The sequence below is a fragment of the Psychrobacter sp. WY6 genome (assembly GCF_018448495.1).
Lineage (GTDB): Bacteria > Pseudomonadota > Gammaproteobacteria > Pseudomonadales > Moraxellaceae > Psychrobacter.
Genome location: NZ_CP049902.1, coordinates 2748530 through 2774385, shown reverse-complemented (window position 1 = coordinate 2774385; position 25856 = coordinate 2748530). Strand labels below are relative to the sequence as shown.

Genomic DNA, 25856 nt, shown 5'->3' with positions numbered 1-25856 from the left:
TTGAGTGAATGCTCAAGTTGTTTGTAACTTTGACTTACATTCGAAGCTAGGCGACATCACGACAGTTATTTGTTTTTCTTAACCAAGTTATTGCTAAATGGCATTGTTAACAATCCCCATAGCGAGGCATTTTGTTTGGCTGCTGGGTATTCTTTTAGTCCAATATCTAGCTCATTATCAGACTGCTTTGCTTTACCCTTATAACTACCAAAAATCCAATCCCACCAGATGATACTAAGCCATAGTTTGAGTTGGTCTCACTGACGCGTTGGCTATGGTGAATACGGTGCAAAATCTGGGTCATGAATATTAAGCGTAGCGGTTTTTCAAGCGCAGGTGGCAGGCGAATATTGGCATGGTTAAATATTGCTAAGCCATTTAACGCAATCTCAAATATCAATACGGCGATGGCAGGAACGCCCAACAAGCTGACGGCAACGAGCTTTACTAGAATGCTTAAAATGATTTCAATGGGATGAAATCTAAGCCCTGTACTGGCATCGACATGTGCATCAGCGTGATGGACTTTATGCAAACGCCATAGCATAGGTACGCGGTGAAATAATCGATGCTGCCAGTAAATGATGATGTCGAGCAATATCAAGCTTAGTATGATGACTATACTTGGCAAATTGATGATATTAAATAGACCAATCCCATGCTGCTGATTATACAGCGCCACAGCCGTTAGACCGACAGGCACCGCTAGACGAGCAATAACTGACGAGATAAAAACCAAGCCAAAGTTAGCGAACCAGCGTTTGCTACTTTTGATTGGTGCTTGACGTGCAGGCATGCGCCATTCTATCAGCATCATAATCACTAAAATGCTTAAAAAGAACCCAAGCCGCCACCATACTTCGTTAGTCATTAGCTGCCTCTTAACTTAGTCTATTTATATACTGTTTTTATCTATTTCTAGCTGCTTAAGGGTATGGTAGCCGCCATGGATACGGGTAAAAATCGTAATCGCGCAGGCTGTGGCAAAAATGCTGGCAAGTAATACAAAGTGCTGTGGCCACAGGCAAAAAGCGACAAACAGTGCGATGGTTTCGGTGCCTTCCGTCAAACCGTTTAAATAATAAAAGCTTTTATTTAAACTGCGGTTTATCCAGTGTAAACTTTTCCGCAGCAATGGCAAACGCTAAGAAGCTAGAGCCTGTGCCAATAAAGGTCGCGAGTAATAAAGCGCCAGCAATGGCGTTTTGTTCAGGATTTGCCAAGATAAAGCCTAGCGGAACTGCTGCATAAAATAAAAAGTCGAGCGTAATGTCTAAGTAGCCGCCTGCGCTTGAGCTTTGCTGTGCATGACGAGCTAGCGCGCCATCAAGACCATCAAAAATACGATTTAATGCAATGGCTGCCAGTGCGCCATACCAAAGCTCAAACGCCAGTAATGGCACCGCTAACATACCGATTAAAAAGCCTGCCACCGTGAGTTGATCAGCCGTAATACCGCGTTTGTGCAAGACAACGACGACAGGGCTTAGTATCGGCTTAATCATGGGCGTAAGAAATTTATCTAGCATGCGCTTGCCTTTTGTATTTCGCTTTGATGTTAGAATTTAGATCTACAAGTCTAAAAGTATAAGCCTAAAACTACAGGTCTAAATGAATAACTTTACCGTTTGCGGCCTCAGCATCGCTATAATCGTGCGTGACCATGATGGCGGGAAGTTTATGAGTGCGGATTTGCTCAAACATCAGTTGCCGCGTATCTACTCGAAGTTGGGTATCAAGCTTGCTAAAAGGCTCATCAAGTAGTATCGCTTTTGGTGCGCTGAGCAAGGTGCGCAGTAGCGCCACTCGTGCTTGTTGTCCGCCCGATAAATTATCAGGATGGCGATCTCCCATGCCTGCTAGCCCCACTTGTGCCAGCGCTTGTTCTATTTTTTCACGGCGCTGTGTTTTATTGCTGTTTTTATTACTTTTAGGCATCGCAAACGCAATATTACCCGCGACTGATAAATGCGAAAACAGTAGGGCATCTTGATACAGTACCCCAATATGCCGCAGATGCGTCGGCAGATGGCTTACATTTTCATCATTTAACCAGACCTCACCAATAGCGGTAAAACCATTTGGTAAAGTGCCTGTCAGCCAGTTCAATAAGCTTGATTTGCCACTACCAGATGGGCCCATGACAGTCAATATTTCACCACCAGCAATCTGCTCATCTAGGCTGAGTAGTAGCTCGCCTTGTCGATAAACTGCAAGTTTTTATCTGTAAAGAGGATTGCATCAAGAGCCCTTTATCTGCGTTTTTATAGTGAGTTGTTTTCAAAATCAGTGCTATTTAAAGTCAGTGCTTTTCAAAACGAATGTATTTCAAAAAACGTTTTAACAGCTGCTATTTTTACCACTTTTAAAGAAGTACTTGGGCAATACCCACGCCAATATAAAACCAATTAATGGTAGCGCCATTTGGATGATGGCATACACCGCACTGGTGCGTCTACTGGCACCATTGGCGAGGGTTACGGCTTCTGTGGTGATGGTGGCGATACGTCCGCCACCTGCCAATAATGTCGGCAAGTATTGGCCAAAGCTAATGGCTAAACCAAGGGCGATAGCAATTAACAGTGGCGCAAACAGTTGTGGTAATTTGACCTGCAAAAACACTTTAGCAGGAGTTGCACCAAGGCTCGCGGCTACATAAGCAAAACGAGGGTCTAGACGCCGATAACTACTGGCAAGCGATAAAAACACATAGGGCAGCACAAAAAGTAGATGGGTAAAAGCCACATTAAAAAACGCCGTTTGATTATTCACCAGTTGCTGTAGCCATACTAAGCCAAATAAAAAAGCAATGCTCGGCACTAACAGCGGCAAATAGATAATTAAACTGGTAAATTTTGAAAGTGGCTTTTTACTTAATTGCTCAGCTTCTAAACACAATAAAGTCAGTACAATGGCAAATATAGTACTCACGATACCGATTGTAATGGTATTAAATAGCGGCGTACCCATTTGCGTAAAGGCGCTTTGAAAATGTAATAACACTAACTGCTCTGGCAATACAGCTGGGAAACGCCAAAAACCAGCCACTGACCACATTACCAGCCCAATGAGCGCTAGCAAGATAAAGCCAATCACCACAGCGGTCAACGCTGCGGTGATTTTTTGCCATAGTGCATCGGCATAGCTGCGCTTGCCATTGACCAACGTACCATTAAAACAATTTTTTATGATTCTCTCAGCACCAAGCCACAAGGCGATTAAGCCACCCGTCAACGCCAATTGTAATAACGCGCCCGCCGAGGCTTTTATGCGTAAGTTTAAATCCACATCGTTAAACCATTGCATGATAGTAACCGCCAGCGTTGGCGGCGTGTTTGGACCCAATATCAATGGCATCTCTACACTGGCACTGGCGTAGGCAAGCACGGCTAAGATAGGCAAACGTAAAAAAGGATAGAGGATAGGGAGCACGGCTTTAAAAAAGGCAGTAATGGGGTAATAGCCGAGATTTAGCGCGACTTTATATTGTTGACGTAGCTTTTTACCAAGCTCAGGCTGTGCCAAAGCGCCTAGCGCCATGAGTAATAAAAACGGCAGCTCTTTTAAGGTTAAGCCCAAAATGATGCTAATGCCGTACGGGTCATGGGGAAACATACCGGCTGGTGCCAATTCCCAACCGCTTAGCCATGGTGAGATGAGGCGTGAAAACATACCAGAAGGCGCAATTAAAAAGCCAACGGCTATGGCTGCCGCTGCATGAGGAATGACTAAGATTGGACTCAGTAAACGCTCAATACGAGTCAGCCAAACGCTATTAAAAAATGCCGCCAATATCATTAAGGTCATGACAAAAGCGAGTAGCGTGCTGATTAATCCAGTAGCGATGCTTAATGCGACCATTTGGATAAGACCCGGCGTCTGCCAAAGATCGTTAAAGCCTTGTAGACTAACGGTCGTTTTTTCAAGTGCCGGTACCCAGCTAAAGGCAGGTAACAGCACGCTGAGTAAACCACCGAGTACGGGTAATATCAACAGTAGCAGTAAAAATTTCGGACTCAAGGATACAATGTGCGTAAATAGGTCTGTTTTATAAGGATCTATGGTTCTAGTGCTTGCATCAGCCGTTTTATTATTAGAATCTTTACTCATGGGCTGACTCCATAACGTGTCTGCCAGCCTTGCATAATGGCATCAACCCAGCTCGGATGTGGTTCATTTACGGTACGTTTTATAGCGTCAACCGGTAGGGCGCTCGGATGCGGTCTGTTAGTCTTGAATAATGCTTGTTGCTCAGGGTCGAGCGTCGATTGGACGAGTACGGTTTTATCACCCCATATAGCAGGCGTTTGCTTTCTAGCCTGTGCTTCTGGGCTTAGCAAGAAGTTTGACACTAGCTGCGCGGCTTGTGGGTGGCTGGCGTTATAAGGAATCGCCACAAAATGGGTGTTACTTAAGCTGCCATCGCTCATGGCATAGCTACGAATGCTCTGGGGTAAGTCATAACGCTGCACGGCCGCAGGAATTTCAGGCGCGGAAAAGCTAAAGGCTAAGCTAAGCTCGGTATCATCGACCAAACGGCGCATGTGCGCGCCCGTTTGCACAAATTGCTCACCCTTACGCCATAGAGTTGGATGCAAATCATCTAAAAACGTCCACAAAGGGGCTAATATAATATCTGTATTTTGCTCAGTGGCTGGCAGGTTGAGCTGTGCTTTGATATTTTCGCCTGTTTTGCCATCTTGCTTTTCGTGCAGCATGACTAAAGCGTATTTTAAAAAGCTCATGCCTAAAAGTCAGGTGGCTTTGGATAGCTAAAACGCCCGGGGTTTTGCGCTGTCCAATTGACCAGCTCATTTAAAGTGGTTGGCGGCTTGCCAGTTGATAAACTGTCGTAATAAAAGGTTAGTGAAGCTTGTCCCCATGGCGCTTCCATACCATTGGTTGGCACACCAAAATCAAAGTTAACGGCAGGATTATTCTGGGATCGGTCAAGGCAAAGTTAGGCAGCTTGTTCGCCCATTGTTTCAGTAATAATGAGTTCTCACTCATGGTGGCAAAGTTTGCGCCATTTATCCAGATGAGATCAACGCTGCCTTTATCATTGTTGTTGGCAGACTTTTCCGCGAGTACGCGACTAACGGCTTCACTGGTGTCGCTCAATTTGACATGAACCAAATTAATATTATGTTTGTCATCCACTTCTTCAGCGGCCCACTGTAGATAGGCATTTATTTGCGGGTCACCGCCCCATGCATAGAAGTAAACGTCTTGGTTTTTACCTTGGGCTTCTATCTGCTGCCAAGATGATAAAGTTTGATTAAGGTCATCGGTAGTGGGTGAGGCAGTGCTTGCTGATATGCCAATGCAAACGCTAAGCACCATAGCATAGGCGCTATAGCGGCTTAGGTTTTTTAACGTGGTCAAAGCGGGCAGAGATTTGATAACGTACATTTAAGTTTCCGTTATGATGATATGTTTTTAGCGCAGTGAATAAAAACCCACCTAACCTCGCCGCCATGTATGATATTTCTCAAGCCAGTTTAATACCGTTTCGGGCGCATGATTACGTTTCCATTCACCAGCCGCGTATTTATTAGCCTCTGCCCACGTTGGATACATATGGATAGTGCCAAGTATTTTATTCAGTCCTAAGCCATGTTTCATCGCTAGTATAAATTCTGGCATTAAATCCCCAGCATGTTCAGCGACGATGGTCACGCCAAGTATTTTATCTTTGCCTTTAGGGGTAATGACTTTGATAAAACCATTATTGGCACTTTCCGTCACCGCGCGATCTAAATCTTTAAAGTCGTAGCGGGTAATTTCAAAGTCGATGCCTTTTCAATAGCCTCTTGCTCATTTAAGCCCACGCGTGCGACTTCTGGATCGATAAAGGTCGTCCAAGGAATCACGCGATAATCTACTTTAAACTTCTTTAAATGTCCAAATAAACCGTTTACGGCAGCGTACCATGCCTGATGGGAAGCCACATGAGTAAATTGATAAGGGCCGACGACATCACCTGCGGCGTATATATTGGGGTAGAGGGTTTCTAGATAGTCATCCGTGTCGATGGTACGCTCCGTTTCGATGCCCAAATCTTCAAGACCATAACCTTCTAAGCGAGCACGACGTCCAACGGCACAAAGCAATTCGTCATATTCAATCGCGATTTCTTGCTTGTTTTGATGGTCTTGCTTAACGGTACTGTCGTCTTGCGCTTCAACGATAATGAACTTTTTACCATCGCGCGCTTCACAGCGAATCGCTTGATGCGAGGTTAAAACGTTTACGCCGCTCTCAACGAGGACTTTCTGCGCAAATTCTGAGACTTCCACGTCTTCTTTTTTCATAAGACGCGCGCCTCTTTCGATCTGGGTCACATCGGAACCTAAGCGTGCAAAAGCTTGTGCCAGCTCAGAGCCAATTGGTCCGCCGCCAAGTACCACCAGCTTTTTCGGCGCTTCTAATTCGGCAAATTTATTCCATATAGTATCGCTAGTCACATAACCCGTTTCTTCCAAACCCGGCAAATCTGGGATAAATGGGCGCGCACCAGTAGCGATAACGATGGAACGTGCGGTGAGTGTTTGCGTGCCGCCATCGTTTAACGCAATCTCTACCGTCCACGGGTCGATGAATTTGGCATAGCCTTTTAATACTTCGACACCCAAGTCCGTATAACGCTCGACGCTATCATTTGGGGCGATGTCAGCGATGACTTTATGGATGCGGGTCATGACGTTCTTAAATGAGAACTCTGGTGGTGTATTTTCCAAGCCATAACGCTCAGCATGGCGCATTTGTTCTGCGACTTTTGCGCTTTTAATCAGGGCTTTACTGGGTACACAGCCATAGTTTAAACAGTCGCCACCCATTTCACCCGCTTCGATTAAGGTCACTTTTGCTCGGACGGTCGCCGCGATATAGCTAGTGACTAGCCCGCCAGCACCTGCGCCAATCACGATCATGTTCCGGTCGAATTTTTAGGTTTGCTATAGTTTTTATAGACGCGGCGTTTTTTTAGCATATTTAATATGCCTTTTGCGATTAATGGGAAAAAACCTAACAACGCAAATGAGACGATTAAATTAAACGATAAAATCCCCGACAAACTGTCAATTTGCGCCAATTGCGTACCAGCATTAACGAATACAAAAGTACCCGCGAGCATACCAACTTGGCTAACCCAGTAGAATGTCCTCGCTTTAATCGCGGTGACACCCATCAATAGGTTAATCAAAAAGAAAGGAAATATCGGCACTAAGCGTAGGGTAAATAAGTAAAACCCGCCTTCTTTTTCAACGCCAGCGTCAATGGCTGCTAAGCGCTCAGGAAAGCGCTGTTTAATCGTATCACGCAGTAAGTAACGTGAGGTTAAAAAGGCGAGTGTCGCACCAATACTGGAGGCAAATGAGGCGACCAATAAGCCTTGCCATAAACCAAATAATGCGCCAGCTGCCAAGGTTAAAATAGCGGCACCCGGTAAGGATAGGGCGGTGACGACGATATAAAGTAAAAGAATCCACCGATAATCAATAATGGTGATTGCGCTTTGTAGTCGTTAAATTGCGCCATCGAGCCTTTTAAGCCGTCAAGCGTCAGTAATTGATTGAGGTCAAAGTAGAAAAAGCTTGCTGCCAATATTAATATTAACAGTATTAACAATATTCTTTTAATCATAAAATATCCAGCTAAGTAGTAGAGCGAAGGCTAAAGTCATCGTCATTCTTTTATGATTAAGAACCTTGACCATGTTAGTGCTAATGACAAATTAGTGGTAACGATAATTGCGTTAAGTTTCTTGCATGGTTTGTGCATTTATATACAATAAAACAGCTAAATTAGTAGTCTTCATAGTATAGGGCTTGAGTTTCGGAGGCTAGTATTTATATTTGCATGTTCAACCAAGCTCAATCTAACGACAAACATGACTGATGTTTAGGCTAAAGAAACTTTTTTGCCCAAGGTTAAGGTATCCCAATCTCTCATTAAGAAAAGCGCCAAACAAGCAGCCAACATCGGCCATGCTGCAAAGAACAACAAGTTATCAAAGGCTTGAGATATAAGCCGAAGGTTGAGAACGTCGAAATCGAATGAAGTAGCAAGATGATGCCGTAAGTCCAAGTTTTGAATAATCCTGTGACAAACAATAGAATGAGGATGAATTGAGCTGCGCCAATGACATAAAACACGGTGTCGCCTATACTTTCAAAACCATAAAAACTAGAAAAAACGCCTGCGGCATGATCAGGATTAATCAGCTTATCTAAAGTCCAGACTAAAAAAACAATGAAAATACCCAGTCGAAGCAATAACAGTGAAAGAGGGAGATGTTTTGGCATAAGTTATTTATTCTTAATAAGCGTTAAAAGTGAGTGCAAAAGAGTTTGGCAATTCTAATCAATGAAATATATGGCAGTGACTACTTTGTCAGGCAGTAAGCATGATAAAGTATTTATTTTGAGTGATTACTCAAAATTAGACAAAATATTACCACTGAGTAGGTTAATAAACCGCATTGTAGTTGTTATTGAATGGTTGTTCAAGTTCGTAGCCTCAAGCATGCTATTGTTCCAGAGCATCGTTACGTTTTTCAACCAAAGCAGCAATGCTTGGTTAAAGGTGGTCGCTTTTCGTACAATAAAAAGCCCTTCATGGACTGATACAGTCCATGAAGGGCTTTTGGCTGACATCATAAGTATGATGAAATTAAGCGGTTACCACATCAAATCATCTGGAATCACATAGGCGGCATAAGGATCATCTTCTGCCAGTACTTCTTCTGATGTATCGTTAGACACGACCATGAAGCCCTCCATTTTGCATCGATGCGATCTGCCAACGGACGAGGAAGTAGGGCATAGCCTTCTTCTAAGCGTGCAATCACCACATGACCGGCGACGATTTGGTCATATAGTTTTTGAGTGACAAAGTTTTTTAACCTTAGCATTATCGACAAATTGATAATTAACATCGCCATTGGTATCGGCAATCTGATGCTGCTTAATCATCTGTACGATATTGGCCTTGAGCATCTTCTCTTCTAAAATACGTTGCTTTTCTTGATTGAGCTTTTGATCTTTCTCTAGTTTTTTGCTTGGGCTTCTGCCAACGCTTTTTTCGCTTCCATGCTTTCTGAGTCACCAGTACGCTTGGCATGCTGAGTCTGCTTGCTGATTTTCTTGGCTTTTTGCTATCCACCAATCCCGCTTTAATAACTGAGAGCCTGTAGGGCATTTTTGCCATAATTCTATCACCTAGATAAGGATACTTAAATCATAAATGCTAAAAAACCATTGTAGCAAAATTCGCTACGGCATGTTGTTAGACGATGACAAGACTTTTTTAATTATGGTAGAAGTGGGCACACATCGCTGGCTGAAGCCGTTTAAATTGGTTATTATCAAGGCAATGGATATGATTTTTTTGCCGCTATGTTCTTTGGTAACCATGTTCTTTGGTAACTATGTTTTTCGGTGACCATATTTATAGTGGGTATAGAAAGCTGTATAGGATTAAATCGTTAAATTTAAGGATGGAATATGACAACATCACAGCACATTTTAGCCTGTATAGACGGCTCGGCAGTGACTGAATCGGTTTGTGACTATGCAGCATGGTATGCCAGTAAGTTAAATTTACCCGTAGCATTGTTGCATGTGAGTGAGGTTCCAGCCTCCACCAGACGCGATTTGTCAGGCGCAATAGGAGTCAATAGCCGCCAGTTTCTATTAGAAGAATTGACGCAGTTAGACGAGCAAAGAGCGAAGGTGGTGAACAGTTATAGCAATGCTTTGGTACAAGACGCAAAAAGCCATATCCAAGGCAACTTTACTCAAGTCGATATTCGTATCTATCAACGTCGCGGCAAGCTGTTACCTGCCATTGAGCATTTTAAAGCAGAAAATCGTGCCATCGTCATGGGACGCCGAGGTGAAGATCACAAAAGCAGCCGTATTAATATCGGTAGCCAAATCGAAACCGTTGCCCGCGCATCTGACGTTCCTATATTGATTTGCTCAGAGACGTTCAAAGAACCCAGCTCATACATGATAGCTTTTGATGGTAGCAAAACGGCTATCAAAGCAGCATGGATGGTTGCGAGGAGTCCTGTGCTAAAAGGTTTACAAGGGCATATCGTCATGATAGGCAATCATAACGACGCGTCAAAACAAAGCTTAAGCGCCGCAGCGGCACAATTGGAGGATGCAGGTTTTAGCGTAGCGGCACATCATTTATCTGCCTCCGATGCCGTCGACGGCTTGTTAAGGTTTCAGGTAGAAAATCACATTGATATGATGGTGGTGGGTGCTTATGGACATTCGAAATTGCAACAATTATTCCTTGGTAGTACCACGACAGAAATTATCGCCAGCACGCTATCTCCTGTGATTTTAGTACGTTGAAAACTCGGTAAGGTTTATAATAGCGAGGTGCAATCATTGCGCCTTTAGCTGTCGATAACGTTCAATAATCATATCTGACGTTTGCTAAAGGATCATCTCATCATACTATTTTTGGACATGGTTTATGCTTATTCATGCAGACTTTACTCGCCGCGCTGCCCTTACACCTGAGCAACACCAGTGGATTAAGTCACCACAAAATGGGGTAGAGCGCGTGATGCTTGACCGTGTGGGTGCAGAAAAAGCACGTGCCACTAGCCTTGTACGCTATGCGCCTAATTCTTATTTTCCGCATCATCTACATCCGGGTGGTGAAGAGATTTTAGTATTGTCAGGTACTTTTTCTGCAGATGACGAACATTACCCAGCAGGTTGGTATTTGCGCAATCCACCGACCTCAGGACACAAGCCTTATAGTGATGAAGGCGCAGTGATTTTCGTCAAGCTACGCCAAATGCCAACTGATGAACCTCATTATGTGGCTATCGATACTAAAGATAAGGCTCATTGGCAACAGCAGGGCAGCCGTGATGTTTGTCCTCTATTCTCAGGTGATAATGAGCAAGTGAGTTTGCAGCGTATCAAGGCAGGCGAGTTACTGTTTAATGAGGCAGTCTGTGGCGGTGCAGAAATACTGGTGTTAGCAGGCGAGTTGATAGATGAGGGTCAAGTTTATCAGCGCGGCGGCTGGATACGTCTGCCAGCAGGTGAGCATGCGCAAATACAGGCAGGATCTGAAGGAGCTACGGTGTATCTCAAGACAGGGCATTTAATGCAAGTGATAGGGTTGTAAGGGTAGGGATCACATTTTATGAGCAGCTCACCAGCTGCTCATATTCTACAATGTCACTATATTTTGTCACTATACTTTTATTTAGCCAATAAAAGTAGATAAGCAGTGGGGTAATGATTAGTAACACAAAATTTATCAATCATTATTTAAACCGCTTTCAAAATAGTTCAAAAATACAAAACGTCATTGCTTATCATTCTATACTTTGGGCATCCTCTCGTTTGACAATTTTATGCTGATCTTCTGTGCTATCGACTTTCCAATAGCTAGATATGTACAAATGTGTTTTTGGTATTGGGCGATCTACCTTAAAATAATGGCGTAGAGCGCGCATACTATGGAACTCGCAAGCTGCCCAAACAGCAGGTTGTCCTGCTAGCCACGTAAGCGTTTTAACGCGATCAAGTAATGGGCTAGTTTCTGCATTTGGATGCGCGTTTATCACCCAATGAATGTCAAGGTTGTCTGGCTTCTTGAGTAGTTGCTTATCTGCTTCAGTGGTAATCTCAAGGACTGCATAGCCGTGTGCGTCAGCAGGTAGCTGGGCAAGATTGACGGTAATCGCCGGCAGCGCTGTCATATCACCGATCAATAAAAACCAATCTGCCTCATTGTTAATCAGCTTCTTTGGTCCAGGGCCGCCTACTAATATTTGCTCACCCACTTGAGCGTTACGCGCCCATGTTGAAGCAGGGCCTTCTGTCTCGTGCAACGCAAAATCGACATCTATTTCGTCATCACGTTGAAGGCTGACGGTATAGGTGCGCATCAATGGTCGAGCCTCATCGCCTTGAGAGAATATCAGCTTAATGTACGCGCTTTCTTGATCTGCCGGAAAATCAGTCAGTCCAGCACCGCCAAGCGTGACACGGCACATATGTGGCGTGAGGTATTTACTGCCAATCACATCTAGCATTCTTGGGGTAGGTTTTCCCATATTAATACTTTCCTTCATTTAACTATTTGATAGTTTAGGTCATCATTTGAGATGAGACCACTCTATAAGATTGATATTTTCTAGTAATGGTAAGTTCTACATTGCCTAAAAATTGGCCTTTAGACTGACGGACATTTGGCGCTCAGGTCCCATCCAGCAATTGTTAATATCGTAACAAGCGCCGACATAGGTTTTATCAAAGAGATTGTTGACACTCGCGCCGACAGTGAGCATCGGATTGATTTGATAATTGCCGCCAATGTCTACCAAAGTCACGCTTGGTAATTCGTCTGAGTTTTGCTTATCAAGTTGCATACCGCCTTCATAGCGTACGCCAGCATTGAGACTGAGCTTGTCAGTAGCATAATAATCTGCCCACAATGTTGCCTTGTGCTTAGCCGTTTGCGCAGGGGTATTGCCAACCACATCAGGGTTGAATTCATCTTCTGTAATCTCAGCATCGGTATAGCTGTAGCTTGCCGCGACACACAGTAGTTGGAGCATATGACTGCCTGATATCTCAAAGCCTTTTGATTCAATTTCACCAGTTTGAACTTTTTGTTGATAATTAGATGGGTTCGTCACTATGACATTTTTTTGAGTGATATCAAATACTGCTAATGTTCCTTGTGTGGCGCGATTGGCAGAGAGATATTTGACACCAGCCTCTAGCTGATCGGCAGTCGTTGGCTTAAATGGCGCATTGGTAAAGTTACTACCGACCACTGGCTGAAACGACTGCGAGTAGCTTGCATAAGGAGATAGCCCATTATCAAAGTCATAAATGGCTGCGAGACGACCACTGGTTTCTGACGCATCGTTGTTAATTATTTTTTTATAAATGACGCCTTTAGTGGCTTCGGTTTGCTCAGTACTACTGTCAAAATTATCGTGACGTAAGCCTGCTACTACTGTCAAATCCTGCCATTTCATCTCATCTTGTACATAAAAACCAAGTTGGCTTTGCTCGATATCTTCATTTTGACGATAAGCCTCTAAAGGCAAGGTATCGGCATTGATTTGCGAAAAATCTGGATTGGATAAGTCAAGATTTGGCGTGCCATCTGCGCCAGCATCATAATAAGTGGCGGTACTGTCTGTCTCTTGATACTCAATACCAAATAAAATTGTGCGAGGTATTGGTAGTATCTAACTGATAAGCAAGCTGGTTGTCCGTGGTCCAGTTGCTCATGCTCTCATCAGTGGTGTAGGCCACGCGATTTAGTATCTTATCACTACCGCTTACAAACCCGCTGTTGTACATATTACGCTGCTGCGCCTCGGCGTCGGTATAGCGCAGAATGTGCTTGAACGTCAACTTATCATTGATGTCCCAGTTTATGGTAACACTTGGCATAAATACTTCTTTGCTGAAGTGATTCCATTCATCACCTGCATAGGCATCACTGCCCAATTTGCCATAGCTGGCATGGTAGACAGTGCCAACGGCAGGCAGTGGGGTGGAAGGCACCATTTCTGGATCATCTTGATAAAACAGATTGGCAAGAACGGACACATCTTTTGTCGGTCGCCATTCCAGTGACGGATTGATCAGTGTGCGCTCTTCTTCTGTGGTTTGCATCTGCCCGTCTTTTTGTCGTTTTAACGCCACCAGTCGATAATTGAGCGTGTCTGAGATAGGTCCTGTCGTATCGACCGCCACTTCTTTTAGGTTTTGATTGCCAACTCGCAACTGTACCTCAGATGCTTGAGTGTTTTGGGGTTTTGGCGACTTGATTGACCATGCCACCTGGAGATGCATAGCCATAGAGTGAGGATGCGGGCCCTTTGACTATTTCGACTGCTTCTGTTGCGTAGATATCGACTTGCGGCATCAGATTCCAAGCCCCATCGTAGGGCAGTCTTAATCCATCGTAAAAATTGGAGTAAGTCTTAAAACCGCGAATATTGTATTCATCAAAGATGGACACCGTAGCGCGACTCTCAGTACTTACCCCTGGCTCATAACGTAATGCTGCATTGACACTGTCTGCTTGACGTTTTTGTAACAGCGCTTGATCGATTCTCGTATAGCTCATGGGCGCATCATTAGGATCTAACGCTGTTTTGGTGCCCGTACTACGATAGTTGTCGGCATAGACAGTAATGGTATCCAAGGTGGTTGATGGTGTCACGGTCTCATTATTAACACTATTTTCGATGTTATTCGGCATCGTCTCAGCATAAGCTGCGTGGCTCAACCCATTGCCAATCCCAATTGCACCGCGAGAGTTAAACGTTTTTGACGAATGGATGTAGACGTTGAGATAAGACGCATCATATTTCCTTGTAAGTTATCAAATGCCGGAAGCGAAAGAAAAGGAATAATAACATTAATGATTATCATTATCATTAAAAATTTACAAACAAAGCGTTCTTAGTAAGATGTCGAGTGAAGCAGCCTCATTTTTAGCCCATCAAGATGACTATGATGCAACATGAAGATTGAGGAAACGCTCTAATATGACGATATTTTTGACTATAAGCAATGGTGTTTACAGGGCTTTTCTCGTATGATGCAGCCGTCTATTTGGAATCAACTTTTAGATCAACCGGCAGACAGGATTTATTACTACTATTAATAGGTCTAGGTCGTTCATTGAGCAACCAAAGATTGTTAAAGGTCATATTTATGAACAGACATACAAGTCAATCAACCAATACTCAACGCTATTTTACGGTATGGCGTTGGCATTTTTATGCGGAATGTTTATAGCACCTTTCTTAATTATCCTAGCTTGCAGCGCACTTGGCATGCTGTTGATGTCTAACATCGCAGGTCGTGATGACGATCGCCTCACCATTACCACCTCAGATTCAGCGGTGACGGCACTAATTACCGCCCCTATTTCTACGCAAGCTAAAATGCGTTAAACACTTTACCTAACAGTACATTGGTGAAATATATCGCGCCTCGTGATACGAACACCGTTGCCTTGTTTCAAGTTAAGTCAGCCAGTCATGAGAATATGGTGGCGGTGAATCCTTATACGGCTGATATCGTCAAAAGCACGCCGACTAATAGTGGTCTGTACTATACCTTTAATGATATTCATGCTGATTTACTATTGGGCAAAGTCGGTGATTATATCCAAGAAACCACTGCTTCATTAACCATCTTAATGATTCTAACGGGTTGGTATCTATGGTGGCAAAAACGCAAATCACTCAAAGCCATGCTTATACCCAATGATGCTGTAAATAATAAGAAAAAACGCTCATTCATACGTACCATTCATGCGACATTGGGCAGTTGGATATCTGTGTTGCTACTGTTTTTCTGTATTTCAGGAATGGCATGGGCAGGCATCTGGGGCGAGCGTATGGTACAGGCTTGGAGTCAGTTTCCTGCGGGCAAATGGGGCGTTGCGCCAATGCCGCTTTCTATTGATCACAGTCAACATCATGTTGGTATGGATATGAATAACGCTGAAGCCACGCCGCACGTTCATGGAGCAACACCAGCCACAGCACCCACGCATGGTGATGCACTAAATACGGGTAGTACCAAAGATGTGCCTTGGGTGCTTGAATTGACACCAATGCCAACATCTGGCACTGTCGCTGGCAAGGATGGTATCGCGTCCAATATACCGATTATGATCGATACTGTAGATCGATTTGCCCGTGAGATTGGTTTTGTCGGACGTTACCAATTAAATCTGCCACAGGGTAGTACGGGTGTCTGGACGATTAGCCAAGACTCAATGAGCTATGATATGAAAAATCCAATGGCTGATCGTACGGTACATATCGATCGTTATTCGGGCAATATTTTGGCAGATATCCGCTTTGATGATTATAATGCTTTTGGTAAATTTATGGCGGCGGGCATTGCTATTCATATGGGGACGCTTGGATGGTGGGAGCGTATTGGTCAATGTCCTATTTTGCTTAGCGGTTATTGCTATTTGTGTGAGCGGTTACATGATGTGGTGGCAACGCCGTCCACGTCATGCCAGTGAAAAGGTTGGACTGAATCCACCAGCGCGTGGTCTCAGTTTTTCTATATGGTGGCCGTTTGCCATTCCTTTGTTAGCAGTGGCAATCATATTCCCGACCGCCATCATCGCGATTATTGCTATCGGATTACTAGATTTCTTAGTCATTTCACGGGTTGGTTTTTTACAGAAACTATTATTTTAAAATTAAATTCGGGGCAACTTTCTAAAAGATGCCCCGATTTTTTATTGTTCGCCATTAACTTTTTACTAAGCCAGTATTTACGCCAACATAGCAATGGCATCGGCACTGGCACGTTGCCGCTCTTCAGCATTTAACTCAATAAGTCTGCCTTCTTTCATCAATAATAATCGATCTGCATGCTCAAAATAGCCGTCATCATGACTGATGATAAACAGCGTTTTACCCAAGGCTTTGAGTTCAGGTATCAGTGTTTGATAAAAAACTCGGCGAAAGGCAGGATCTTGGTCAGCCGCCCATTCATCGAGTAGCAATATGTCTTTTTGTTCAGCCACGGCAATGAGCATGGCCAAGCGCTTGCGTTGTCCTTGTGATAGCTTGTCGGTCGATAATTGGTTGTCAGTCACGCTGACTTTATCTTGTAAATTGAGCTTGTGTAGCCATGTATTTACGAGTGCTTCATCGGGCTGCTTTCCCTCTCTACCAATCAGTTGTTTAAAAAGATGCTGATCGCTAAAAATGGCAGAAAAAAGCTGTCGATAATCGGCATTATTCTGTGAATCAACGCGCTGGCTGTCTATTTTTACAGCACCGATGCTAGGGGTGAAAATGCCTGTAATAATCTTGGCAAGCGTAGATTTACCGCTACCATTCGCCCCGATTAAAAACACCACATCGCCACGTTGCAAGGTCAGATTAACCGCTTTTAGGATATCGCTAGCATGCTCATTTTCTTTAACCACTACCTCGTTTGCATCGGTATCAATACTTGCATAGCGATAGCCAATATCATTGAATGATATGGACTGCCAGTTGTTTACCACAATATCCGTGGTAAAGGTTGGTTGGTACTCCGCCAATTCTAAAGATTGTATTTTATCCAGCGCCACTTGTGCCGTTTGTAAGGTCGGATACGCACCAACGGCATGGAGGATGGGTGATTGCATGAATAGAATGGTTAAAGAGAAAGTGGTGGCAATACCCATCGGTAGAGCAAGATAATTTGACACGGCAAACACCACACCAATGGCTGCGAACATCATAATATTCGACCAATTCACGGCGGATAAATGATATGTATCCGATTTAATCACTCGATTTTGGTAAGACTTGGCATGATGTAAGAAATCATTTTTATAGAGTTTTTCAGCGCGGTGTTGATTAAGCGCCAGCTCTTTGCGACCATCTATAATGGATTGATAGTCCTCATATAAAAGATCATTAATCTCTCTGAGCTCTCTTAAATGAGTATAGACATGCTTTACTAAAATGGTGCTTATCCAAATCGTCATCACAATCCAAAACATGACAATCAATAATAATGGCAGCGACAACCAACCTAAATAAAGGGCGACACCAACCGATAAAATAACGCCTTGCACCAGCTCTGGCATACGCACAAAGGCGACGGTAATCGATTGAATATCTGAGGATAAGCTGGCGAGTAACCGTGCGCTACCCAAATGATTTATTTGCGGAACTTTGGTGTCGATGATTTGTTTGACCAGCTTGGTTCTAAGCTCGTAGACGAACTGATGCCCTAAACGGGTCAGTGCATATTGTGATACGAAGGTCGTGACTAACAGCAGCACCACCAAAGCTGAAAATTGACCCAAGCTTGCCCACGATAAGGTATTAAAAACAGGCTGACTGATAAAGGTGTGATTGATATAGGCAATGATGCTCACACTGACCGCCGCATTCACCAAATTAAGGAAAATAACTTTAAGAAAGGGCAGGCGATAGTGTGCCCAAATCATCTGATATAAAGAAACGGTGGCGTGAGAGGACATAATGGCTCAATAATAGAATTGTTTTTTGCGTATTTTTGATAACATAAAAGGGAGTAGGTGGTGCCTAATCCCTTTTATCTAAGTCTTATAAACGTGGTTTAATGGGCATGTCTTAAAAGTCGAAAGTCGCTGATACTTTTAGGGCAGTAGGCTCACTGGCATTTAAGTATCCAGCACCCGCATAACCACCCACTGATTGCCAATAGTCTTCACCAGTAATATTAGTAACTACTCCTTTTAGCGTCACGTCTTGTCCAGCGAGCATGGTTTTATAGCGAGCACCTAGATCTAGCGTGGTATAACCGTCAACTTTTAAGGTGTTGGCGGCATCGGCATAACGTGCGCCTGTGTGAATGATATCGCCGGTCACCGTCAATCCTTCAACTGCTGCTAAATCATATTCTAGGTTGACGTTGCTTTGTAGCGTGGGCAGTCCGATGACTCGGTTGCCGTCGAACGTCAAATCGCCCGTGTTTTTTTGCTCAGCATTTAAGTAAGTAACACCAGCATTGAAGCGCATGTTTTCGCTCGGGCTACCAAATACAGTCAATTCTACCCCTTGATGGCGATTTTCTCCAGCAGCGGTAAAGGTGTTTGAGTCATTGACATAAGCACGTGGCTCATCGGTGCGGAATACCGCCAAACTACTGCCAATCAAACCGTTGTCATACTTAACGCCAACCTCAGTTTGCTCACTTACATAAGGGTCTAAATTTTGACCACCATTGGTGACAGCACCATTATCATTGGTCAGAGGTGCCCTTGCGCCTGGCGCTAGGCTTTCGATATAGTTGCCATAAACAGACCAGTCCATGCTCGGTTGATAGACGATACCGATACTTGGTGTCCACTCACTTTTATCGTAATCTGCCGTTTTAGCCTGAGTGTTAGGATCATAGCTGGTGGTTTTTAAATTCTGATGACGCACGCCTAAAGTGGTTTTTAGTTTGTCATCGAACAATGATATGGTATCGGCTAGCGCAAAGCTTTGGAATTGCTTCTCGTTGGTTAGTTTTGGATCGTCTAAGTTACCACCGAAGATTGCTGTGCTTTTAAAAGGGACCTCAGCGTAGTCGGTAGGATGGTACAAATTGGTCACGGGTTGATTACCAAAATCATAGGCGAACGCCCCTTTTTCTTCTTGGTCATAGAGCTCCGCTGCTAGTACCCAATTATGAGCCACTTCACCTGTTTGCCATTTACCACGCAGACCGAGCTCGGCACTTTGTACCAAATCTTTTCTAGAATTATCAAAGCGATAAAACGTACCTGCACCATCAACATTGTTGACGGTTAGATTGGCCAGTGAGTTTTCTTCCTCACCACTTCGCACACCGTAAGCACCGTATGCTGTGACGTTATCATTAAAGTCGTACTCGCCTCTAATGGTACCGAATACATCTTCTTCATCTGAATACGTCCAAGGCTGCGCCCAATTCTTTGAGACGTCTGGTGCTTTTGGTACTCTAGAAACACCAGCAAGTGTGACACTAGGACGAGTTTCTTTAAGCTTATTGTCTTGCCAGCCCAAATCAGCTGATAGTCGATATTGATCGCCTCTATAATCTAATCCTAACGCTGCCAGACCCAGTGTTGAAGATTCATCATCAATCGCGCTGTCGCCATCTTGATAAGCGGCATTAAAGCGAACGCCAAACGCATCCTCCGTGCCGAAGCGATCGCTGACGTCTACGGCAACTTTGCCTTGATCGCCCTGACCATAACCGAGTGTCACCTTACGTAGCGATTCATTGCCAGCTCGTTTGGGCAGCAGGTTAATCGTACCACCAGCGTTACCACCACTGGGTGCTGCGCCATTGAACATAGTAGATGCCCCGCGCTGAACCTCAACACGCTCAAACAATTCAGTAGCGATATATTGCCTTGGTAATATGCCGTATAGACCGTTATACATGGTGTCATCAGAGGTTGTGACAAAGCCGCGCATAAAGTACGCTTCTTGAAAGTTGCCAAAGCCTCTAGCGACACGAACAGTCGGGTCTTTTTTGAGCAGGTCGCCCACACTTTGGGCTTGTTGATTGCCGATATACTCATTGGTATATGAGGTAGTGGAGAACGGCGTATCCATGATATCTTGATTGCCCAAGATTCCGACACGGCTTCCGGTTGCTACTTGACCGCCTGCATAGGCATCTGGCAACCCATCGGCTGATGCATCAGCACTACTGGTCACGACAATCTCATCGAGTACCACGCTTGGGGTATCGGATTGAGCGTCAGCATTTAAATCTGTTTGTGCCCACGCGGCTTGGCTTGCACCCAGTAGTATTACCGATGTGGACAGACAAGATGAGCACAGTGATTTTAATGACAAGGGATGGCGAGACATATTCAATAGAGTAGGGCGAAATAAAGCAGAGTATAAGCGAGACAGTTGCATGAATATTTCCAGCACATAAGATTAAATGCTTATTATAATGATAATCATTTTCATTACAATATATTACTGGATTAAATCTCAAATATTTTTATCGTGTTAAGTGTACGTTTTTGTTAGGCAAAGTAGTAAGTCGTCTAAAGTTGATCAGTCGCGTTATACCAGCAGCAACGATTGTTATTAGCTCAATTTAGCAGTCAGCACAAGTGGTTGGTAAGTGGCTAAATGCTTTCTGTTTATGACTAAATGTTTGCTACTTGTTAAATGTTTGCTGTTTAAAAAAATGCCACTTATGAAAAGGTGCTGTTTATAGAGATATGCTACTCACAAAAAATATAATGATATGCGCACGCCAGTAGACTTTAATGACCATATCTTGACGTGATAATCCAAGATTTGCCTTTAGTTGCTGTCGTAATGATTTGATATCCGCTGCTTCCAACGCGCCCCATACTTTGTCAATATTGACAGGCAGTCGCGCAAATTGTGTATTTAATAATGCCATTATTTGCTCAGTAATATCAGTTGTTGGAGTATTAACCAGATGGCACACATTATCTTGCAAAAAATGCGCATCGTGGCGTAGTTGATTACTGAGTGTTAGCGTATGTAAATAACGGATATCCTCTGGATCATTAGTGATGGCAATGACGAGGGGCGGTAAAGGATTCTGCCAGTTTTCCAATAGATTGGCCACCGTAGGTAAGGAGGTTTCATCACAGATGAGTAAGCACTGACCAGTGCTGAGATGTTCTATTTTCTCTGGATATTCACGTACTGTTTTGATTTGACTGCCACAGTTAAGTGCGCGTGCCCAACTGCCTCCTGCCGTATCGCCATGAATATAAACGTCTATCCACGCTTGGACAGACGAGCTGCTCGAATCTCGCCATGCTTTTCGCAAGGTATAGTAGCGCTGCAAAGGTTTGTCGCTATCTCTTGAATGGTCTTTTGACTGGTGTTTTGTAGCAGATAGACCGTCCGAATCCAGCTCAAACAAATACGCGTAGCCCGGATGAGAGAGTGGCGTACTATCAGGTGCGGTTACCAGCAGTCGATACATATTGGGGCTGGCATAATAGCCATTAATGACTGTAAAACGCTGTTCTTGAAGCTTGATCGTGCGCTTGCCAAGCTTATTGGCAGATGTTTGCAGTAGCGTTATATATTGCTCCTGTAGCGTCATAGAGTCACTAATAGGAACTGTAAAATCGATAAAATATTGACGGCTGAGCTTGGTGCTGTTTGTCAAGGTGTCGTTGTCATGATGGGCGGTTGTGACATCCATAAGTATCCCATCAGTATACAGCTCTGCTATCGAGGCGATCTCGTGCTCACTCACTGTCGTGGTAGTAAAGGCATTGATAAACATCGCGAGTTCATCTTGATGCTCTTCATTGACATGACTTATAAACTGGGCTTTGTCAGCCATGTCGAGCGGTGTTTTATCGAAATCGTACTGAGTAAGTGGTTGAGCCATAAAATGTCGTCCAAGCCAGAATTCAAATAATTATTCAGCAAAATTTTTTTAAAATGATTGGCTGCTGGTTAAGGGCAAGATGGGAATGTAATAATTAATAAGTATAAAACATGCAAATGTTAATGATTATTAATATCACCTATATTTTTATTACGATAATATACCATAGGTTAATTTATTTACAATCATAAAAGGACAGGTGTTATCGAATGATTAATATTTTTCTTGTAATAATTGGCAGTGGTGACTCTTAGATTGTGTATAAACATTATCGCCCAACCTATTTTTGCAAGGTTTGATAGCTTACAAAAAAGGGTTAGGCGAGCTAAAGTCGAACAGTAGAGTGTTAAGGAGCAGGCTGAATGTCTATTTTAAATTCCCATGAGGTCGCAGTCGTCGCTGAGCTATCAGGGTAATTGATTTTATCCAAACGCACGCGGGCATAGCTATTGCCTTCAGCGGATCTAATGAGCGCACCTTGAGCGCTGTCAACTGCTTTGGCATTTAGTTGATGCGTCATGCCATTGTAGGTATACCAGCCAAAGTCTAGGTTCGGGAAATTACCCGTATAAGCAGGATTGAGATCCGAGCCTTTACTATCAATGACCCAGCTTCTGGCACTTATCGGTTTATCGTACACAGCGGTGTTGGTAAGGTCGGTTAAAGTCGCTGCACTACCATCGGTCATAAACTTGCTGACAATGGGCTCACCTTTATCATAATACCCTATTGGTGTTTTTGATAAGAAACCACCAACTTTGCCTTTATTAGTGCCAATTGCAGAATCGCCACCATTTAAAATGACGCTATTACGCTTAAAGCCAATCTGCCAAGTGCTGTTTTTATCGGTGCTACTTTGTCCTGTGGTTAGATCAAAATAGACCCAGTTATCATTGTTTGAGGCATCGATGGTTTTCGTCTGCACCTTGTTCGGTAGCGCAGTATCAATCCAGCGCAGAGTAGGGTAGCCAGAGGTTCCAGCATTATTATAGTAGTTGGTAATCTGCATGGCATAAATAGGCTGCTGGACGCTGCTGTCTGTCATGGCACTGCTATTATCTGTGGTGACAAGATAGACACGATTGTTCGGGTAGAGCTGATGGTTGTCTTTTAAATTGTATTCAAACCAAGGCTGTGCATCAAAAATACCACCACTACGGTCTTCATTGTAGTGCATGGTAATATCACGACTGGTATCAGGATCTTGAGTTGCATTGCTATAACGACTCAGATCTGACCAATCGATTAAACCAAAAACGCCGCCCAAACCCGCGCCAGAATCACCGCTATTTGACCAAAGCTTGACCGAACGCGCTTGGTTATCAAACTTGATATCCCACTTCTCCTCAGCACACGAGCTTTCAGCTTTGGCATCAAAGTCATAACAGGTCGCGGTATTAGGCGCTAGATTGGTGACTTGCCAAGTAGCCGTTTCGCTAAAGCTGGCACTGCTAACAGGCGGGGTAGTGCCGCCATTATCGCCATTTCCGGTATTGCCACTACTCGAGCCATCACTGCCGCCTCCGCAACCGGTCATGCTGAGTGCTAAAATGCTGCTACTGAAAAATAATGCCAATTTGGTCGGCTTGGTGTTAATTGGGGAAATGGGGGTCATATCAGCTTCCTTGATGGTTGTCGTTTTATATAAAATATGAAAATATCCGTAAAAATACAATGGCTTTAGAGTGATTATCAATACAAGACCTCTTACCAATGGTAACTGGCGCCAAGTAACCACTCGCGATTATCATGGGACGGTAGTCACTGGTATCGGTGATATCACGCTGCACATCAAAGATATTATTAATCGCTGCATACAAGCTCAAGTTTGCAGTTGCGTCATAATTGAGCTTGCTATCGAGCGTCCACCAAGACGGTGAATACGCTTGCTCGCTGGTACTAATTAGCTGTTTGGATTCATAATTGAGGCGCGGGATCAGCTGTAATTTGTCATTAATTCGATAATCTAGTGCCAGCATCGCTTTGTGATTGGGTTTATAGGTCAGCTCAGTATCCGTCACATTGTTATGCGTCTTGAGGTAGGCATAGCTGGCTTGTAGTTTGGCGCGCTCGTCCACTTGCCAGTCAATAGCAATATCGCCGCCATAGGTTTTGGCACTATCGACGTTCATATATTTATAAATGGCGATGTTACCGTCGAAGGTAGCGTTGTCTTCATCGGTTTGGATCAGGTCATCTATCTCGTTATAAAAACCATTAACCGTCAAATTCATGGTGTCGCTCAGTTGACCTTGATAGCCGATCTGGTAACTGGTTGAAGTTTCAGGCTGCAAGTCGGGATTGCCCATGACTTTATAACCCAAATTGCTATGGTCAAAGACGTAGTAGCGTTCTTTTAGATTGGGCACGCGATAACCACCGCCAATACTGCTACGAAAGACATGGTCGCGCCCGCTGGCATCCAAATGGTTGTATTTGAGTGATACTTTTGGCGCCGTATGACCACCAAAGTCTTCATCGTTTTGATAGCGAATACCGCTCAACACTTCCCAGTTATCGCCAATCAGCCAATCATCTTGTAGATATAGCTCACCGACATCACGGCTGACGTCATCGCTGATAAGCTCGCTGGTTTGATTTTTCGTTTGGCTTAACTTGTCTTGCTGAACCTGACCGCCGACTTGGATAAGATGAAGGTGCTTATCGGATAGCAATAGCTCAGGTAGATCGATCTGGGCTTGTGCCAACGTCGTACTGATGTCTGTATCACGGGCACTAGTGATGGCTTGCTGTGTTTTAGTATTGGATTCGCTTTGATATTCCTCATGCAGCGCTTGAGCGGACAATCGATAAGTCCTGCTGCGATCATCGACATGCGGTGCGATATCAGCGCGCGCCCCGATACTAAAGCGCTGCTTGCTGATGTGCTCATCTCTTTGCTGTGCCAAATAGCGCGGCGCGACATAGTAATTAAAGCGACTAATATCGTCTTCTTTATAGTGGCTGGCTTCTAGCCAATATTGAGAATTTTTGACCAGTCGGCTATCGTTTTGGTCATTGTTATTACCTGATGTGTCGTTACCGTCAGGGCGGTAGCTGAGGCGGGCACTGACTTGTGATTGCTCGCTGGCATCTTTTAATTTGGGCCACGCTTCATGGTCTAAGCTTAAGCCATCATTGTCCAGATACGAGCCTGATAGACGCGCGTGAAAGCGCTGGTTTTTATCCAATGCCCCTTCCACGCTGGCTTCTACATAGCGCTTATTGGCATCTAACTTTTTACCAGATGGATTTTGCTGCCCATTGCTAGCAATCTCGGTGGTGATATGTCCTGTTGCCGCGCCGATGGGTTTGGTGATGATATTAATGACGCCGCCCATCGCCGCGCTACCAAACTGCGCTGACGCCGCTCCCTGCACCACTTCTATTTGCTCAATATCCATATTCATATATTGATTCAAATTTACTGTCGAACCAGTGCTGGCTGTGATCGGTAAACCATCAATCAACACTAATACTTGATCACCTGTGAAGCCTTGCATGCTGACTTCGTAACCTGTCTTGCCGTGGACTTCACGTAAGTAGACATTGGGCAACAAGGCCAGCGCTTCTTTTAAAGTATGCGCATGGTTGTCATCGAGCTGTTGGCGGCTAAGTACTTGCAGGGCAACTGGCGCATCACTTAAAGCGCGCTCAGAGCGAGTCGCCGTTACCACGATAGGGTCTAAACGTGTGCTCGGCATGGCTGCATCGTCGGTCATATCACCATTAGTCTCTGCGAAAATTGGCGCTGCTTGGACTGAAACTGACGTAAATACAAACAATACTAATGCCACACTTATGGCTAATGGGCTACGACGCAGCAGTGAGGGATGGGTGTTTAGTCCCGTATGAGTCAACGACAAATCAAACGCTAAAATTGACATAAGTAAAACAGCCATCGTAAAAAGAGAAAGTAAGAAAGTCGCGTTGCTTAAAGAC

At 44.1% G+C, this 25856-nt stretch carries 24 protein-coding genes and 1 pseudogene; 4 read left to right on the top strand and 21 right to left on the bottom strand.

The features are described from left to right. Positions 1–166: 166 nt before the first annotated feature. The 12 genes and pseudogenes from G7Y90_RS13820 to G7Y90_RS13765 all read right to left on the bottom strand — a co-directional run bounded on the left by G7Y90_RS13820 (position 167) and on the right by G7Y90_RS13765 (position 9210). The gene (locus G7Y90_RS13820) at positions 167–871 is read right to left on the bottom strand and encodes a sterol desaturase family protein (protein WP_250162663.1); all 705 of its coding nucleotides are present in this window, start codon (positions 869–871) and stop codon (positions 167–169) included. Between the two features lie 220 nt (positions 872–1091). Next, complete coding sequence (locus G7Y90_RS13815) at positions 1092–1529, bottom strand: CDP-alcohol phosphatidyltransferase family protein (protein WP_250162662.1); 438 nt, start codon at positions 1527–1529, stop codon at positions 1092–1094. A gap of 70 nt (positions 1530–1599) precedes the next feature. Continuing rightward, positions 1600–2142, bottom strand: coding sequence for an ATP-binding cassette domain-containing protein (locus G7Y90_RS13810; protein ID WP_250162661.1), 543 nt, complete (start codon positions 2140–2142; stop codon positions 1600–1602). A gap of 198 nt (positions 2143–2340) precedes the next feature. Continuing rightward, positions 2341–4110: an ABC transporter permease gene (locus G7Y90_RS13805; RefSeq protein ID WP_250162660.1), complete on the bottom strand. Its 1770-nt coding sequence runs from the start codon at positions 4108–4110 to the stop codon at positions 2341–2343. Next, a complete protein-coding gene (locus tag G7Y90_RS13800) occupies positions 4107–4718 on the bottom strand; it encodes an ABC transporter substrate-binding protein (protein WP_250162659.1) in 612 nt (203 codons plus the stop codon). Before G7Y90_RS13800 ends, G7Y90_RS13805 begins: the two co-directional genes overlap by 4 nt. Positions 4719–4863: 145 nt before the next feature. Further along, positions 4864–5412 (bottom strand): type 2 periplasmic-binding domain-containing protein, encoded by a 549-nt coding sequence (locus tag G7Y90_RS13795; protein ID WP_250162658.1) that lies wholly within the window; start codon positions 5410–5412, stop codon positions 4864–4866. 51 nt (positions 5413–5463) lie between these two features. Then, on the bottom strand, positions 5464–5748 hold the full coding sequence (locus G7Y90_RS13790) for an oxidoreductase dimerization domain-containing protein (RefSeq protein ID WP_250162657.1): 285 nt from the start codon (positions 5746–5748) through the stop codon (positions 5464–5466). 8 nt (positions 5749–5756) lie between these two features. Next, a complete protein-coding gene (locus G7Y90_RS13785) occupies positions 5757–6932 on the bottom strand; it encodes a dihydrolipoyl dehydrogenase family protein (RefSeq protein WP_250162656.1) in 1176 nt (391 codons plus the stop codon). Further along, on the bottom strand, positions 6929–7426 hold the full coding sequence (locus tag G7Y90_RS13780; protein WP_250162655.1) for a TVP38/TMEM64 family protein: 498 nt from the start codon (positions 7424–7426) through the stop codon (positions 6929–6931). Before G7Y90_RS13780 ends, G7Y90_RS13785 begins: the two co-directional genes overlap by 4 nt. 2 nt (positions 7427–7428) lie before the next feature. After that, positions 7429–7644 (bottom strand): hypothetical protein, encoded by a 216-nt coding sequence (locus tag G7Y90_RS13775; RefSeq protein WP_250162654.1) that lies wholly within the window; start codon positions 7642–7644, stop codon positions 7429–7431. Positions 7645–7952: 308 nt separating this feature from the next. Further along, positions 7953–8306, bottom strand: a complete 354-nt coding sequence (locus tag G7Y90_RS13770; protein WP_250162653.1) for a hypothetical protein — start codon at positions 8304–8306, stop codon at positions 7953–7955. A 375-nt stretch (positions 8307–8681) separates the two neighbouring features. Then, positions 8682–9210 (bottom strand): annotated as a pseudogene (locus tag G7Y90_RS13765) (DUF2058 domain-containing protein). 296 nt (positions 9211–9506) lie between these two features. Between G7Y90_RS13765 and G7Y90_RS13760 the strand changes: the two are divergent. Together G7Y90_RS13760 and G7Y90_RS13755 are read left to right on the top strand one after the other, a co-directional pair. Further along, positions 9507–10370: a universal stress protein gene (locus tag G7Y90_RS13760; RefSeq protein ID WP_250162652.1), complete on the top strand. Its 864-nt coding sequence runs from the start codon at positions 9507–9509 to the stop codon at positions 10368–10370. A gap of 124 nt (positions 10371–10494) precedes the next feature. Beyond that, entirely contained in the window at positions 10495–11163 is a 669-nt protein-coding gene (locus tag G7Y90_RS13755; RefSeq protein ID WP_250162651.1) for a cupin domain-containing protein, read from the top strand. Positions 11164–11356: 193 nt separating this feature from the next. Here the strand turns inward: G7Y90_RS13755 and G7Y90_RS13750 are convergent, their stop codons facing one another. From G7Y90_RS13750 to G7Y90_RS13735, 4 genes are all read right to left on the bottom strand, one after another. After that, positions 11357–12100 (bottom strand): siderophore-interacting protein, encoded by a 744-nt coding sequence (locus G7Y90_RS13750; protein WP_250162650.1) that lies wholly within the window; start codon positions 12098–12100, stop codon positions 11357–11359. Between the two features lie 105 nt (positions 12101–12205). Next, entirely contained in the window at positions 12206–13216 is a 1011-nt protein-coding gene (locus G7Y90_RS13745) for a TonB-dependent siderophore receptor (RefSeq protein ID WP_250164006.1), read from the bottom strand. Continuing rightward, a complete protein-coding gene (locus G7Y90_RS13740; RefSeq protein ID WP_250162649.1) occupies positions 13212–13850 on the bottom strand; it encodes a hypothetical protein in 639 nt (212 codons plus the stop codon). The genes G7Y90_RS13745 and G7Y90_RS13740 overlap by 5 nt, the downstream gene beginning before the upstream one ends. After that, entirely contained in the window at positions 13801–14301 is a 501-nt protein-coding gene (locus G7Y90_RS13735) for a TonB-dependent receptor plug domain-containing protein (protein ID WP_250162648.1), read from the bottom strand. The genes G7Y90_RS13740 and G7Y90_RS13735 overlap by 50 nt, the downstream gene beginning before the upstream one ends. A 696-nt stretch (positions 14302–14997) precedes the next feature. Here G7Y90_RS13735 and G7Y90_RS13730 point away from each other — a divergent pair. Continuing rightward, positions 14998–16065 carry a PepSY-associated TM helix domain-containing protein gene (locus G7Y90_RS13730; protein ID WP_250162647.1) on the top strand — a complete coding sequence of 356 codons (1068 nt, stop codon included), beginning with the start codon at positions 14998–15000 and terminating at the stop codon, positions 16063–16065. Next, on the top strand, positions 16028–16246 hold the full coding sequence (locus G7Y90_RS13725; protein ID WP_250162646.1) for a hypothetical protein: 219 nt from the start codon (positions 16028–16030) through the stop codon (positions 16244–16246). The genes G7Y90_RS13730 and G7Y90_RS13725 overlap by 38 nt, the downstream gene beginning before the upstream one ends. A 77-nt stretch (positions 16247–16323) precedes the next feature. Here the strand turns inward: G7Y90_RS13725 and G7Y90_RS13720 are convergent, their stop codons facing one another. From G7Y90_RS13720 to G7Y90_RS13700, 5 genes are all read right to left on the bottom strand, one after another. After that, entirely contained in the window at positions 16324–18036 is a 1713-nt protein-coding gene (locus G7Y90_RS13720; protein WP_250162645.1) for a multidrug ABC transporter permease/ATP-binding protein, read from the bottom strand. 112 nt (positions 18037–18148) lie between these two features. Continuing rightward, positions 18149–20437 (bottom strand): TonB-dependent receptor, encoded by a 2289-nt coding sequence (locus G7Y90_RS13715; protein ID WP_250162644.1) that lies wholly within the window; start codon positions 20435–20437, stop codon positions 18149–18151. A 304-nt stretch (positions 20438–20741) separates the two neighbouring features. After that, positions 20742–21914: a siderophore-interacting protein gene (locus G7Y90_RS13710; RefSeq protein WP_250162643.1), complete on the bottom strand. Its 1173-nt coding sequence runs from the start codon at positions 21912–21914 to the stop codon at positions 20742–20744. A gap of 346 nt (positions 21915–22260) precedes the next feature. After that, on the bottom strand, positions 22261–23529 hold the full coding sequence (locus G7Y90_RS13705; RefSeq protein WP_250162642.1) for an HmuY family protein: 1269 nt from the start codon (positions 23527–23529) through the stop codon (positions 22261–22263). 25 nt (positions 23530–23554) lie between these two features. Continuing rightward, entirely contained in the window at positions 23555–25801 is a 2247-nt protein-coding gene (locus G7Y90_RS13700) for a TonB-dependent receptor plug domain-containing protein (protein WP_250162641.1), read from the bottom strand. Positions 25802–25856: the final 55 nt, after the last annotated feature.